Raw genomic sequence first — 14,398 nt, 5'->3', positions numbered from 1 at the left:
CTGCTCATCGCCGCCCTCGAATCCGGACTGCTCCTGTAGTCAGTCCGCGACGGCTTCGTCGCCGGCGGCCGGGGCCGCCGGGTCGCGAATCCACAGGTCGCCGAACACGCCGTCCTGCTGGAGTCGGACCGCGCCGCGGTGGGCGAGAAAGAGCAGGGCGAGAAACGTCGTGACGGGCGTCCCGCCGGCCTCGCGCACCTCGGCGAACAGCACTTCCTCGCGGCCGTGGTCGTACTGCGTCCGCAGCGTCGCCTGCACGTCGTCGATGACCGCCTCGATGTCCTCGGCGTGGGTCGCGCCCGTCACGTCCGACTCCGTGGGTTCGCCGCCCTCGCGAACGTCGTCCGCAGAGCGGTAATCGAGCGTCTGCGTCCCCCGCGAGAAGCCCTCCGGCGACTCGGAGGTGTCGTACGAACGCGACTCCTTCCACCACGACCCGCGTTCGGCCTCGCGGAGTTCGTGCACGAGTTCGTCCAGCGTCTCGGGCGACCCGCGGGCGTGTTTGCGGTCGAGTCGTCGGTCGAGTTCCGCGTCGAGGGCGTCCATCGGGTCGTGGTCCGGCATCTCGGGGTCGCCGCCCTCCATCGCCACTTCCCACGGTTCCGGCTCCGCTTCCGCCGGTTCGTCGTCCGAGAGGAGGGCGTCGCTTTTCATCCGCAGGAGGACGCTCGCGTAGAAGAGCGCCCGGCCGGAGGTCCGCAGGTCCGTCGAGTCCAGTCGCGCGAGGAAGGCGTCGGTCACGTCGACGATGTCGATGTCCCACGGATCGATGTCGCCGTCTTTGGCGGCCGAGACGAGGAGTTCGACCGGCTCGACTTCGTCGTCGTCCGTCTCGGCGGGGACCTCGGGTATCGGGTCGTCGGAGGCGTCCTCGGCAACGTCGTCAGTCACCGGCGCTCACCTCCGCGGCGGCGTCGTCGCCCAACTGGATCCCCGTGACGGCGCTGACGTTGTCGCCCTGCATCGTGACGCCGATGGCGCGTTCGGAGCGTTCCAGCAGCGCCGACCGGTGCGAGACGACGACGAACTGCGCCCGGCCCGCGAGGTCGTCGACCATCTCGCCGACGCGTTCGGCGTTCGCGGCGTCGAGGAAGGCGTCCACCTCGTCCAGCGCGTAGAACGGCGCGGGGTTGTGGCGCTGGATGGCGAAGATGAACGCGAGCGCCGTCAGCGACTTCTCGCCGCCGCTCATCGCGTCGAGGCGCTGAACCGGCTTGTCACCGGGCTGGGCCTTCATCGTCAGGCCGCCGTCGAAGGGATCGGCCTCGTTTTCGAGGTGGAGTTCGCCCGACCCCGCCGAGAGGCGTTCGAAGATGTCCCGGAAGTGGGCGTCGATGGCGTCGAACGCCTCCATGAACGTCTCCTTTTTCTGTGATTCGTACCGTTCGATGCGCTCCTGGATGCCGTCGCGTTCCTCGACGAGGACGTCACGCCGTTCCTGCAGGTCGTCGAGCTGGTCCTGGACGTCGTCGTACTCGTCGATGGCGAGCATGTTGACGGGTTCGAGCGCCTCCATCTCCGATTCGAGGCGCTCGACGTTGCGTTCGACCTCGTCGTGGTCCGGGATCTCCTCGGGGTCGTACTCGCCGACCTCGCTCTCGAGTTCGTCGATCTCCCACGCCAGCCGTTCTTTGGTGTCCCGGAGGGTCTCGACCGTGGACTCGACCGCCGCGACGCGGTCCTGCTGTTCGTTTCGCGCCTCCTTTGCTTCCCGGAGATCCGACTGGAGCGCCTCGCGCTCCGCCTTGAGGTCGGCCAACTCCGCTTCGAGTTCCGAGACGGCCTCGCGTTTCTCGTCGAGGAGCGTTTCCTGGTCGTCGATTTCGGCCTCCAGCTCCTCGACTCGCTCTCGGGCTTCCGCCTTGCGGTTCTGTGCCGTCTCGACCCGCTCGTGGAGGTCGTCGACCGCCTCCTCGGCGTACTGTTTCTCCAACTGGAGTTCGTTGAGGCGGCCGTCCAGGTCGTCCATCCGGTCTTCGAGGTCGTCGATGTCGGCCTCGATCTCCTCCTTGCGGTCGGTGAGTTCCGGCACCTTCGAATCCGCGAGGTCGGATTCGACTTCCTCGATCTCCGCCTCGACCGCCTCGATCTCCGCCTCGCAGTCGGCGATGTCGGAATCGAGGGCGGACATCTCCTCGTCGACATCCTCGCGTTCGTCCTCCAAGTCGTCGATCGTCGTCTCCAGCTCCTCGATTTCCGCCTCGGCGTCGTCAAGTTCCGACTGGGTCTCCTCGACGTCGGACTCGACGGATCGGACCCGGTCAGTCGCCGCCGACTTCCGGTCGCGAGCGTCGTCCAGGCGCTCCTCGACGTCGCGCATCTCCTCGCGGAGGCGACGCCGTTCGTCCTCCAGCTCCGTTATCTCCTCGGCCAGTCGCTCGATGCGGCCCTTGCCGGACTTCGAGAAGGAGTAGCGCGACCCGCCGCCGCTCCCGCCGGTCATCGCACCGCTTTTCTCGACGAGATCGCCGTCGAGGGTGACGAGGCGGTAGTCGCCCATCAGCTCGCGGGCCGTGGACATGTCCTCGACGACGAGCGTCGATCCGAGGACGTACGAGAACACCGCCTCGTACTCCGAGTCGTACTCTACGAGGTTGCGCGCGAAGTCGACGACGCCCGGATGGGAGGGCTTGCGCGGCAGGCCGCGGTCGTCCATCTTCGTGATCGGCAGGAAGGTAGCCCGGCCGACGTTGCGCGATTTGAGATAGTCGATACACGAGGAGCCGACGCCGTCGTCGTCGACGACGACGTGGGCGAGTCGGCCGCCGGCCGCCGTCTCGCAGGCGGTGGCGTACTCGGAGTCGACGCCGCCCAACTGCCCCACCGTGCCGTGGACGCCCGACATGCCGGCGTTCAGGATGGCCGTCACCGGGCGCGGGTAGGAGTCGTCGCCGTCGCTGTCGGCGCGAGCCTCCAGTTCGGCGTACTCGTTCTGTTTCGCTCGCAGGTCGTCTTCGAGTTCGTCGAGGTCAGACTGGAGGTCCCGTTTCTCGGCTTTCAGGTCGTCGATGGCCGACTGGATCTTCTCGCGGTTCTTCTCGGCCTTGTCGAGTTCGCTGTGGAGGTCCGACAGTTCCGCTTTCAGTTCGGGGACGCGCTCGTTTGCGTCCTCCAGCTGTTCGCGGGCCTCGCTGATGCGGTTCGACCGGCGGCGCGCCTCGTCGAGGAGGCGGTCTTTCTCGCGTTGGAGGTCGTTTTTCTCCGTTTTGAGCTCCTCCAGGCGCTCCTTGCGGTCCGCGAGGGTCGCTTTCAGTTCGTCGTAGGCGGCGTCGACGCTGTCGATCTCTTCTTCGACCGCAGCGAGGTCGTCCTCTTTCTCCGCGACGTCGCGTTTGAGCGAGGCTTTCTCGACTTTCACCGAGCGGATCTCGTCCTCGTAGTCGTCGATCTGCTCGTTTTTCCGGTCGAGGTCGACGAACGCCTGCCGGCGATCGGATTCGGCGTCTTCGATCTTCTCGCGTTCGTTTTCGACGGCCGTCTCCAGCCGGGTGATCTCGCCTTTGATCTCCTCGATCTCGCGTTTGATCCGGAGTTGCTCGTCCTCGCCCTTGCGCTCGATCTCGCGGGTGAGGTCGTCGAGTTCGGCTTCGAGGCGCGTCACGCGGCCCTGCCGTTCGTCGAGTTCCGGCTGGCGGTCCGCCAGCTCCTCCTCTTTGGCCGCCAGTTTCGCCTCCGTGCGTTCGAGGTCGGCGCGTTTGTCTTCGAGTTCGGACGCCTTGAGGTAGCCCTCGTACTCCGCTTTCTCCTCGCGGAGCGACTGGTACTCGAGGGCCGTCTCGCGTTCGTCCGCGAGCTGGGCGAGGCGGTCTTCCTTCTCCTCGATGCGCAGGTCCGCCTCGTCGATGCGCTCTTGAACCGTCTCTAATTCCTCGAAGGCGTCCTCTTTCTTGGCGTCGAACTCGGCGACGCCGGCGATCTCGTCGAGGATGCCCCGGCGCTGCTGGGACGACATGTTGATGATCTCGGTCACGTCGCCCTGCATGACGACGTTGTAGCCTTCGGGCGTGACGCCCGCCTGCGCGAGCAGATCCCGGATGTCCGAGAGGTTGACCGATCGGCCGTTGAGGTAGTAGTACGAGTAGTAGTTGTCCTCGGTCTCCTTGACGCGGCGCTTGACCGTGATCTCGTCGACGTCGCCGACGTCTTCGGTGCCGGCGGCGTTGACGACCTGTGACCGCGAGAGCGTGCCGTCCTCGTTGTCGAGGACGACGGCGACACTCGCTTCCCGGGGACCGGATTTCCCCCGTCGCCCTCGTCGTAGCCGGGGTTGTAGATGAGGTCGGTGAGTTTCTCGGCGCGGATGCCGCGGGTGCGTGCGAGGCCGAGGGCGAACAGGACGCCGTCGATGATGTTGCTCTTTCCCGACCCGTTCGGCCCGGTGACGACGGTGAAGTCCTCGTAGAAGGGAATGCGCGTCTTCCGGCCGAAGCTCTTGAAGTTGTCGAGGACGAGCTCTTTTATGTGCATGGGTGCTCGCGGGGAGCAGCCCGGTCAGGCGACGATGATGTCGTTGCCGTCGGACTCTCCGTCGTCTTCGGCTTGCTCGTCGGCGGGGATGTCGGCTTCGGTTTCCGTCTCCGTCGCCGGTTCCTCGGCCGTCGTCTCCGTCGATTCGGCGTCGTCGCTCCGCGGTTCGGGGCTCCGTGTCACCTCGACGTCGTGTTCGGATTCGAGTCGACGAAGGCGCTCTCGCGTCTCGACGAGTTCTTCGGTGAGGCCGTCGACGGCGGCCTGCAGTTCCGCAACCTGGGATTCGAGCTCCTCCACCCTGTTGCTCATGCACACATACGGTGTCGCCGGACGTATAAAGCTACGTCAGACAACCACCATACTGCGTATCATTTCGGCGGTTCTCGGGCGTGTTGGGGCGATGAGTGGCCGGCCGCGACAGCGACTGACGCACGGACGGAGACCAGGACGACGAAGACCTGTCCCGTTAGCCTTTAGCCGCCCGCCGTCGAAATCCGCCCGATGACTGCTCAGGCGCTCGAACAGCGGGATCTCACCGTCGTCATCGGGCTCGAGGTCCACGTCCAGCTCGAGACGGCGACGAAGATATTCTGCGGGTGTTCGACGGAGGCGGCCGACGACGAGGAACCGAACACCCGGACCTGTCCCGTCTGCCTCGGCCTCCCGGGCGCGCTGCCGGTGCTCAACGAGGCGGCCGTCGAGGCGGCGGTCAAGATCGGCAAGGCGCTCGACGCCGACGTGGCCGAAGAGACCCGATTCCACCGGAAGAACTACTACTACCCCGACCTGCCGAAGAACTTCCAGATCACGCAGTACGACGCGCCCATCTGTTCGGACGGGACGCTCGAGATCGCCGTGGAGGGCGACCGGCGCGACGTCGGCATCCAGCGCGCCCACCTCGAAGAGGATCCGGGGAGCCTCCAGCACGAGGGCGGGGGATCGACACCGCCGACTACACCCTCGTCAACTACAACCGCGCGGGGACGCCGCTGATGGAGATCGTCACGGCTCCCGACTTCCGGGGCCCGGCGGAGGTGCGGCAGTTCCTCGCCAAACTCGAAGAGGTCCTCGAGTATCTGGGCGTCTTCGACTCCACCCGCGACGGCAGCCTCCGCGTCGACGCCAACATCTCGCTGGTCCCCTCGGAGGAGGCGCGAGCGGACGGCACCATCCCGACGGACGCCCTGGAAGCGGCGAACCGAACCGAGGTGAAAAACATCTCCAGCCACAAGGGCGCGGAGAAGGCCCTCGCCTACGAGGTGACCCGGCAGAAAAACGCCGTCGAGCGCGGCCGGGGCGTCGAACAGGAGACGCGCCACTGGGACGAAAGCCGGGGAATCACCGTCTCGATGCGGTCGAAAGAGGAGGAGAAAGATTACCGCTACTTCCGCGAGGCCGACCTGCCGCCGCTGCAGGTGGCCGACTGGAAAGAGCGCGTTCCCATTCCCGAACTGCCGGACGCCCGGCGCGAACGCTTCCGCGAGGAGTACGGCCTCGACGCCGAAGCCGCCTCGAAGCTCACGTCGACGAAGGAAGTCGCGGATTTCTTCGAGGACGTCGCCGCCGAGTTCGACCCCGACCTCGCCGCGACGTGGGTCGCCGACAACCTCCTCGGCGAACTCAACTACCGCGGAATGGAGATCACGGACGTCTCCGGCCGACTCGACGAGTTCAAACGCCTCGTCGAACTCGTCGCCGCCGGGGACATCACCGTCAAGAACGCTGAGGAAGTCGTCCTCCGCGAGATGCTCGACGAGGGCGACGACCCCGACACCGTCATCGAACGCGAAGGGCTCGGGAAAGCGGCGGCCGGCGAAGTCGAAGGGGCCGTCGAGGAAGCCATCGAGGAGAACCCCGAGGCCGTCGAGGACTACCACGAAGGCGAGGAGGGCGCACTCAACTACCTCGTCGGCCAGGTGATGGGGAAGACGGGCGGGAGCGCCGACCCAGGGACCGTGAACCAACTGCTCCGCGAACGGCTCGAGTAGGCTCGCACGCAGAGCGGCCGCCCGAACGCGGAGATGGGTGCACATACGTCAGTATTTTAACCTGTTAGGCGCATTCCACGCCTCGTGTTGTCTATTCACGCGATCGACGCCGAACGACCGGAGTACAGCGGGGCCCGGCACACGCGGGGGCCGGAGGGCGAGTAGCGATGCCCGACAGACACGGTCCCCTCCGAAACACGCGATTCCTCCTCGAGATCGACGGGGTGGCCCGGGGCGGCTTCAGCGTCTGCTGCCTCCCCTCGGCGCGGACCGACGTAGTCGAATACCGCGAGGGCAACGACGGTCGACCGACGAACAGGAAGTTGGCCGGATCGACCGACTACGGTCCGCTCGTGTTGAAAGGCGGCGTCGCCGACGGAACGGGACTGTACGAGTGGCATCGGCTCGTCGAGCAGGGCAAACTCGGAGAGGCACGCCGTCCCGTCGCCGTCGTCGTCCTCGACGAGGAGGGACAGCCGGGAGCGCGCTGGGAGTTCCGCGACGCCTGGCCCGCCCGCTACGGAGCCCCGCGCCTCGACGCCACCGGGAAGGGCGTCGCCCTCGAAACCCTCGAAATCGTCACCGAGGGGTTCGAACGCGTCCAATGAGCGAATCGGACGTGCCCGACGATCTGGGGGCCCGGAGGCCCTGCCAGCGCCACCGATTCGTGGTCGACGTCGACGGACTCCCCGAGTTGGGGTTCACCGAAGTCCGAGGCCTCGAAGTGTCGGTCGACGACCGACGGGACGGGTCGACCACGGAGTCCGACAGCGGAGGGTGGTGGAACCGAACGGGAGGGCTGTTGGATCGTCTCGTCGACCGCGGTCCGGCCGGGCGGAGGCGCGAAACGACCTCGCCGAACCTGGAACTGCGGCGCGGCGTCACGGGCGACCCGGTGCTGTGGGACTGGCTGCAGGGCTGGGTCGGAGGGGGCGTCGAGCCGCGAACCGTCAGCGTCTATCTCGTAGACGACGCGGGTGACGCGGCCGTCGGATGGGTCTGTCCGTCGGCGACTCCGGTGGAGTGGACCGGCCCGAACCTGCGAGCCGACGATCCGGGCGTCGCGATGGAGAAACTGGAGTTGGCACACGACGGTCTCGACGCGGCGACGGCCACCGCGCGCGACGCGTCGATGGAACCGAACGCGGACGTCGGCTTCGCGACGCGCGATCCGCCGGCGACGGAGTTCGACTGATCGCGGCTGGCCGCCGTCCCGCCGTCGCCGACCGGATAAATGCCGCGGCGAACGAGCAACGTCGCTCGAAATCGTGCGTGGGAACGCCACGCACAGTATCCCACTCCGCCGATTTCGGGCGCGAAAGCTTTAGGCGAGTCCTCGGCGTACGAGGCCCTAATGAGTCGCGGCCCCGAGTTGATCGTCACCGAGAAGGACAACGCCGCACGGCGCATCGCGGACATCCTGAGCGGCGAGTCCGCCGAATCCGACCGCATCAACGGCGTGAACGTCTATAAGTGGGGCGGCAAGCGCTGTATCGGCCTCTCAGGCCACGTCGTCGGCGTCGACTTCCCGTCCGAATACTCCGACTGGCGCGACGTCGAACCCGTCGAACTCATCGACGCTCCCGTAGAGAAACGTCCGACACAGGAGAACATCGTCGCCGCGCTTCGCCGCCTCGCGCGAAACGCCTCGCGCGTCGTCATCGCCACCGACTACGACCGCGAGGGCGAACTCATCGGCAAGGAAGCCTACGAACTCGTCCGCGACGTGAACGAGGACGTCCCCGTCGACCGGGTGCGCTTCTCCTCCATCACCGACCGCGAGGTGACCGAGGCGTTCGAGAACCCCGACGAGCTCGACTTCGACCTCGCGGCGGCGGGCGAGGCGCGACAGATCGTCGATCTGGTGTGGGGGGCCGCGCTCACGCGGTTCCTCTCGCTGTCGGCGCGCCAACTCGGCGACGACTTCATCAGCGTCGGTCGAGTGCAGGGACCGACGCTGAAACTCCTCGTGGACCGCGAACGCGAAATCGAGGCGTTCGACCCCCAGACGTACTGGGAACTGTTCGCCGACCTGGAGAAAGGGGCCGACTCGTTCGAGGCGCAGTATTTCTACTTGGACGAGGACGACAACGAAGCCGAACGCGTCTGGAACGACGACGCCGCCACGGAGGCGTACGAAACGCTCAGATCGGCGTCGACGGCGACGGTCGAATCGGTCCGCCGACGCACCCGCACGGACGACCCGCCCGCACCGTTCAACACCACGCAGTTCATCCGCGCGGCCGGCGGCATCGGCTACTCCGCACAGCGCGCCATGAGCATCGCCGAGGACCTCTACACCGCGGGGTACATCACCTACCCGCGGACGGACAACACCGTCTACCCCGAGGACCTCGACCCGCGCGAGTTGCTCGGCGCGTTCGCCGACGCCCGGAAGTTCGGCGACGACGCCGAGTCGTTGCTCGACCAGGACGACATCGACCCGACCGAAGGCGACGAGGAGACGACCGACCACCCGCCGATCCATCCGACGAACGAACTCCCCGGCGCGAGCGACCTCTCGGACGACGAGTGGGAAGTGTACGAACTCGTCGTCCGGCGCTTTTTCGCCACCGTCGCCCCGTCGGCGACGTGGGAACACCTGCGCGTCGTCGTCGACGCGGCGGGGCTGTCGCTGAAAGCCAACGGCAAGCGCCTCCTCGAACCCGGTTACCACGCCGTCTATCCGTATCTCAGCGCGAGCGAGAACTTCGTCCCCGACGTCGAGGAGGGCGAGGAACTCGCGGTGACCGACACCGAAATCGAAGAGAAGGAGACCCAGCCGCCCCGCCGATACGGCCAGTCGCGGCTCATCGAGACGATGGAGCAGATGGGCATCGGCACCAAAGCTACCCGCCACGACGTCATTCAGAAGCTCTACGACCGCGGCTACATCGAGGGCGACCCGCCGAAGCCGACGCGACTCGCCCGCGGCGTCGTCGAGGCGGCCGAGGAGTTCGCCGACCGCGTCGTGAGCGAGGAGATGACCGCCCAACTGGAGGCGGACATGCAGGCCATCGCCCGCGGCGAGAAGAGCCTCGACGACGTGACCAACGAGTCCCGCGAGATGCTCGACGCCGTCTTCGAGCGGCTGATGGAGTCCCGCGAGGAACTCGGCGACCACCTCCAGAAGTCGCTGAAGGCGGACAAGACCGTCGGTCCGTGCCCCGACTGTGGCAGCGACCTCGTCGTCCGGCAGAGCCGCCACGGCTCGTATTTCATCGGCTGTGACAGCTACCCCGACTGCACGTACACGCTCCCGCTCCCCTCGACGGGCAAGCCGATCCTCCTCGAAGAGACCTGCGAGGAACACGGCCTCGCTCACGTCAAGATGCTCGCCGGGCGCAAGACGTTCGTTCACGGCTGTCCGCTCTGCAAGGCCGAAGCGGCCGAGGCCGAGGAGGACGAAATCATCGGCTCCTGTCCCGAGTGTGGGAAAGAGCACGGCGGCGAACTCGCCATCAAACGCCTGCGCTCCGGGTCGCGGCTCATCGGCTGTACGCGCTATCCCGACTGCGAGTACTCGCTCCCCTTCCGCGCCGGGGCGACGTCGACGTGACCGACGAGACGTGCGACGAGCACGGTCTGCCCCACCTCCGCATCACGTACGAGGACGGCGACCGGGAACCCTGGGAACTCGGCTGTCCCATCTGTAACTACCGGGAGTACCAGGCCCGACAGAACGGGTCCGAGCTAAAGGCGGTCGACGGCATCGGCGAGAAGACGGCCGAGAAACTGAAAGCCGCCGGCGTCGAGGACGTCGCGAGCCTCAAGGACGCCGAACCGGACGCCCTCGCGGACGAACTCGACGGCGTCGGTCCCGACACGGTCCGGGGTTGGCAGGCGAACGCCGACTGAACGACGACCTTCTGTCGCTCTCGGCCGGCGCAGACGTCCACGTAGTCTCGCTCGCCGCGCAAAAGGCCGAACGTCGAATTTTAATAACACCCCGAAGTAGATCACCGCAATGACTGGACCGTGGGACGAGTGGGACCACCTCCTCAAAGTCGATCCCGACAAAGACCTCGTCGAGGGCGAGACGTTCGAGGACGTGTGTGCCACCGGCACCGACGCCATCGAGATCGGGGGCACGACGGGGATGACCAGAGAGAAGATGTCGGCCGTCGTCGACGCCTGCGCCAAATACGACACGCCGCTGTATCAGGAGCCGTCGAACCCGGCCGTCGTCATCGACTCGGACGCCCTCGACGGCTATCTCATCCCAACGGTGTTCAACGCCAGCGATAGCTTCTGGATCACCGGCGCGCACAAGGAGTGGGTCCGCATCGAAGACGGGATGGACTGGGCACGGACCCACACCGAGGCGTACATCGTCCTCAACCCGGACGCGTCGGTCGCGGAGTACACCGACGCCGACTGCGACCAGACCGCCGAGGACGTCGCCGCCTACGCCGCCGTCGCCGAGCGGATGTTCGGCCAGGAGATCGTCTACATCGAATATTCGGGGACGCTCGGCGATCCCGAGAAGGTGCGGGCGGCCCGCGACGCCCTCGACGAGGCGACGCTCTTCTACGGCGGCGGCGTCCACGACTACGAGAGCGCCTACGAGATGGGCCAACACTCCGACACCGTCGTCGTCGGCGACCTCCTCCACGATGAGGGCGTCGACGCCGTCGCAGCGACCGTCGACGGCGTCAAAGACGCCCACGGCGAGTGATTCGCGGGGAGCGTCGTCACGCCTGCGCGGCCGGGCGGGGTGCGTTCGACCGCTCGACGGACACCGCCCGGCGTTCCCGACCCCACAGCGAGAGCGCCGCCGTCAGACCGTAGAACGTCACGAACGCACCGGCGAACGGGCCGACGACGGGGAGCGTGCTCGCCGCCGCGGCGACGAGAGACGACGCGAAGGCGACGAACGCCGCCGCGAGCCAGTGGCGAACCGTCGTCGCGTCGGCCGCCGTCTCCCAGACCGCCGAGACGTCGAACGCGGCCCCGAGTTCGTCCTGCAGGGCGTATCGCGTCGTGGCGACGGTGGAGAGATACGCACAGACCGGTGAGAGGACGGCCGCGGCGACGAACGCTGCGACGACGGGCGCGGACGAGAGCAGATCGAGAAACGAGTTGAGGACGAGCGACGGACGCGACGCCGCCGAGAGGAGGAACCCGCCGCCGACCGGACGCACCCCGACGAGGCTTCGCCCGACGCCGACGGCGGCGATCACGGGCACGTAGTAGGCGACGAGGATACCGGTCACGCGAACGCCGTCAGTCGCCAGCGCCTCTACGTCGTCGAATCCGGGGTCGGATCGTCGGTGTCGGCGCGGAGCACGCGTACCGCGTAGCCCGCCAGCAGCACCGCCGGGAGGACGAGCGCCGTCGTCGCCGCGAGCAGCGTCCCGACGAGAGCTACGTCCGGCCAGTCGTCGGCCCGTGTCACGTCTCGAATCGCCGTGTCGATGTCGGCTATCATGCGTCGATCCGAGATGGTCCCGGTATCGTACTTAAACGTACGCCGACCGCCCGACGACGAGGAGCGCGTGACCGACGGAGCGAGCAAAACGGGTCCGTTTAAGGGCCATCACCGGGAACAACGCCCTATGCAGAACCGAACCTATACGGCCGACGCCGATCCCGGCGAGACGGTGACCGTCGCCGGGTGGGTCCACGAGATTCGGGACCTCGGCGGCATCGCGTTTCTCATCCTCCGGGACAAGACCGGTAAGCTACAGATCAAATTCGAGAAAGACGAGATGGACGACGACCTCGTCGAGACGGGACTCGGCGTCCACCGCGAGAGCGTCGTCTCGGTGACGGGGCGCGTCGAAGAGGAGCCCCGCGCACCGACGGACGTCGAACTCGTGCCCGACTCGGTGGACGTCCTCGCGGAAGCCGACCCCGAACTCCCGCTCGACCCGAGCGGGAAAGTCGAGGCGGAACTGCCGACGCGCCTCGACAACCGGACGCTGGACCTGCGAAAGCCCGAGGTGAAGGCCATCTTCGAGATCCGTGCCGAGATTCTCCGCGCCGTCCGCGACTACTTCCGGTCGGTCGGCTGTACCGAGATCAACACGCCGAAGATCGTCGCCACGGGGACGGAAGGCGGCACCGAGCTGTTCCCAATCACCTACTTCGGACAGGAGGCGTTCATGAACCAGTCGCCGCAGTTGTTCAAGCAGCTGATGGTCGGGAGCGGACTGGAGCGCATCTTCGAGGTCGGCCCCATCTTCCGCGCGGAGGAGCACAACACGCCGCGTCACCTCAACGAGGCGACGATGATCGACTTCGAATCCTCGTTCATCGACCACAACGAGGCGATGGACGTCTGCGAGGGGACGCTGAAGGCTGCCTACGAGGGCGTCGCCGAGAACTGCCAGGAGCAGCTCGACCGCCTCGGCTACGAGGAGTTCGAGACGCCCGACGGCGACTTCCCGCGTCTCACCTACGAGGAGGCCATCGAACGCGTCAACGCCACGGGCGAACTCGACGAGCAGCTGGTCTGGGGCGACGACCTGTCGACGGAGGCCGAGAAGGCCCTCGGCGACGATATCGGCGGCCACTACTTCATCACCGACTGGCCCTCGGAAATCAAGCCGTTCTACATTCAGGACTACGACGACGACCCGGACCTCTCGAAGGGGTTCGACCTGATGCATCCGCGGATGGAACTCGTCTCCGGCGGCCAGCGCGAACACCGCTACGACGAACTCGTCACCGGCTTCGAACAGCAGGGGCTCGACCCAGACCAGTTCGAGTATTACACGAAGATGTTCAAATACGGGATGCCGCCACACGCCGGGTGGGCCTACGGCGTCGAGCGCGTCGTCATGACGATGCTCGATCTGCCGAACATCCGCGAAGCGGTGTTGTTCCCGCGAGATCGCCAGAGACTGAGCCCGTAGGGCGAAGTCTCTGGGAGCCAGCGAGACGAGCGACGCGAGTCTCGCCGGATCGCCAGCGGCTCTCTCCGTAGCGCCACGCCGACGAGCGGGAGCACGTCGGAACGCAGCCGTTTTCACCCCCGAACGAATCCGACAAGGATTAACGCCGTCTCGTTCTCGTACTGGCAATGACAGCCGAGGGGTCCGAGCGGGAGCGCGAGTCGGCGAGGAGGCGAGACGAGGCGACGGCGTTCGTTCCCGGTCACGTCACGGGCTTTTTCAGCGCACACCCGGCCGACGACCCCGCGGTCGCCGGGTCGCGCGGCGCGGGCCTGACGCTCTCGGACGGCGTCCGCGTCACCGTCGAATCCGGGGATCGACGGATCACGCTCGACGGCGAGGTGTGCGAGATGCCGCCGGTCACGCGCGTCCTCGACGCGATGGACGTCGACGCGCAGGTGCGCGCCGAGAGCGACCTGCCGGTGGGAACGGGGTTCGGCGTCTCGGGGGCGATGGCGCTCGGCACCGCGATCGCGGTGAACGCCGCCTTCGACCGGGACTACTCCGAGAACTCGCTGATAACGATCGCACACCGCGCCGAGGTGGCGGCGGGGACGGGACTCGGCGACGTGGTCGCGCAGGCGCGTGGTGGCATCCCCATCCGTCTCGAACCCGGCGCGCCGGCGTACGGCGAACTCGACGGCATCCCGACGACGGCCCGCGTCGAGTATCTCAGCCTCGGGAGCCTCTCGACGGAGGAAGTCCTCTCGGGCGACACCGACCGCCTCTCGGCCGCCGGCGAGGACGCCCTCTCCCGACTCGTCGCCCGACCCACGCTGTCGCAGTTCATGGTCGACGCCCGGCGGTTCGCCCGCGAGGCGGGACTCCTGACCGACCGCGTCGAGTCGACCATCGCGGACGTGACGGAAGCGGGCGGCGAGGCGTCGATGGCGATGCTCGGCGAGACGGTGTTCGCCCTCGGGACGGGGCTCTCGAACGCGGGCTACGAGGCGACGGCCTGCCGGACCCACACGGCGGGCGCGACGCTGGAGTAGCGGCGAGTCGAGACGGGACGGTTTTACCTGTGGCCACCCTGCGGCC

The 14,398-nt window shown here is 67.2% G+C and carries 9 protein-coding genes and 3 pseudogenes; 7 read left to right on the top strand and 5 right to left on the bottom strand.

Annotated features, from left to right (window positions below; translation table 11 throughout):
• Window positions 1-39: 39 nt before the first annotated feature.
• The 3 genes and pseudogenes from ACFQJD_RS03570 to ACFQJD_RS03560 all read right to left on the bottom strand — a co-directional run bounded on the left by ACFQJD_RS03570 (window position 40) and on the right by ACFQJD_RS03560 (window position 4,779).
• Window positions 40-891 carry a segregation/condensation protein A gene (locus ACFQJD_RS03570; protein WP_379796207.1) on the bottom strand — a complete coding sequence of 284 codons (852 nt, stop codon included), beginning with the start codon at window positions 889-891 and terminating at the stop codon, window positions 40-42.
• Window positions 884-4,467, bottom strand: a pseudogene (smc, locus tag ACFQJD_RS03565) (chromosome segregation protein SMC). The gene ACFQJD_RS03570 and the pseudogene smc overlap by 8 nt, the downstream one beginning before the upstream one ends.
• A gap of 24 nt (window positions 4,468-4,491) precedes the next feature.
• Window positions 4,492-4,779: a DUF7518 family protein gene (locus tag ACFQJD_RS03560; RefSeq protein WP_379796205.1), complete on the bottom strand. Its 288-nt coding sequence runs from the start codon at window positions 4,777-4,779 to the stop codon at window positions 4,492-4,494.
• Between the two features lie 192 nt (window positions 4,780-4,971).
• Here ACFQJD_RS03560 and gatB point away from each other — a divergent pair.
• From gatB to ACFQJD_RS03535, 5 genes and pseudogenes are all read left to right on the top strand, one after another.
• Window positions 4,972-6,458: pseudogene (gatB, locus tag ACFQJD_RS03555) on the top strand (Asp-tRNA(Asn)/Glu-tRNA(Gln) amidotransferase subunit GatB).
• 167 nt (window positions 6,459-6,625) lie between these two features.
• Window positions 6,626-7,066: a phage tail protein gene (locus ACFQJD_RS03550; RefSeq protein ID WP_379796203.1), complete on the top strand. Its 441-nt coding sequence runs from the start codon at window positions 6,626-6,628 to the stop codon at window positions 7,064-7,066.
• Window positions 7,063-7,653 carry a phage tail protein gene (locus tag ACFQJD_RS03545; RefSeq protein WP_379796201.1) on the top strand — a complete coding sequence of 197 codons (591 nt, stop codon included), beginning with the start codon at window positions 7,063-7,065 and terminating at the stop codon, window positions 7,651-7,653. The genes ACFQJD_RS03550 and ACFQJD_RS03545 overlap by 4 nt, the downstream gene beginning before the upstream one ends.
• A gap of 159 nt (window positions 7,654-7,812) precedes the next feature.
• Window positions 7,813-10,316: pseudogene (locus ACFQJD_RS03540) on the top strand (DNA topoisomerase I).
• 109 nt (window positions 10,317-10,425) lie between these two features.
• Window positions 10,426-11,136: a phosphoglycerol geranylgeranyltransferase gene (locus ACFQJD_RS03535; protein WP_379796199.1), complete on the top strand. Its 711-nt coding sequence runs from the start codon at window positions 10,426-10,428 to the stop codon at window positions 11,134-11,136.
• Between the two features lie 16 nt (window positions 11,137-11,152).
• On the opposite strand, the gene ACFQJD_RS03530 is transcribed toward ACFQJD_RS03535, so the two are convergent.
• Together ACFQJD_RS03530 and ACFQJD_RS03525 are read right to left on the bottom strand one after the other, a co-directional pair.
• Window positions 11,153-11,674: a DUF4013 domain-containing protein gene (locus ACFQJD_RS03530; protein WP_379796197.1), complete on the bottom strand. Its 522-nt coding sequence runs from the start codon at window positions 11,672-11,674 to the stop codon at window positions 11,153-11,155.
• A 26-nt stretch (window positions 11,675-11,700) separates the two neighbouring features.
• Window positions 11,701-11,889, bottom strand: coding sequence for a hypothetical protein (locus ACFQJD_RS03525; RefSeq protein ID WP_379796195.1), 189 nt, complete (start codon window positions 11,887-11,889; stop codon window positions 11,701-11,703).
• Between the two features lie 127 nt (window positions 11,890-12,016).
• On the opposite strand from ACFQJD_RS03525, the gene aspS reads away from it, so the two are divergent.
• Both aspS and ACFQJD_RS03515 read left to right on the top strand, forming a co-directional pair.
• A complete protein-coding gene (aspS, locus tag ACFQJD_RS03520) occupies window positions 12,017-13,318 on the top strand; it encodes an aspartate--tRNA(Asn) ligase (protein ID WP_379796193.1) in 1,302 nt (433 codons plus the stop codon).
• A 167-nt stretch (window positions 13,319-13,485) separates the two neighbouring features.
• Window positions 13,486-14,352 (top strand): pantoate kinase, encoded by an 867-nt coding sequence (locus ACFQJD_RS03515; RefSeq protein ID WP_379796191.1) that lies wholly within the window; start codon window positions 13,486-13,488, stop codon window positions 14,350-14,352.
• Window positions 14,353-14,398 lie beyond the last annotated feature (46 nt).

This window comes from Haloplanus sp. GCM10025708, from assembly GCF_042663985.1.
Classification (GTDB): Archaea; Halobacteriota; Halobacteria; order Halobacteriales; family Haloferacaceae; genus Salinirarus; species Salinirarus marinus.
This window is presented reverse-complemented; position numbering and strand designations above follow the sequence as displayed.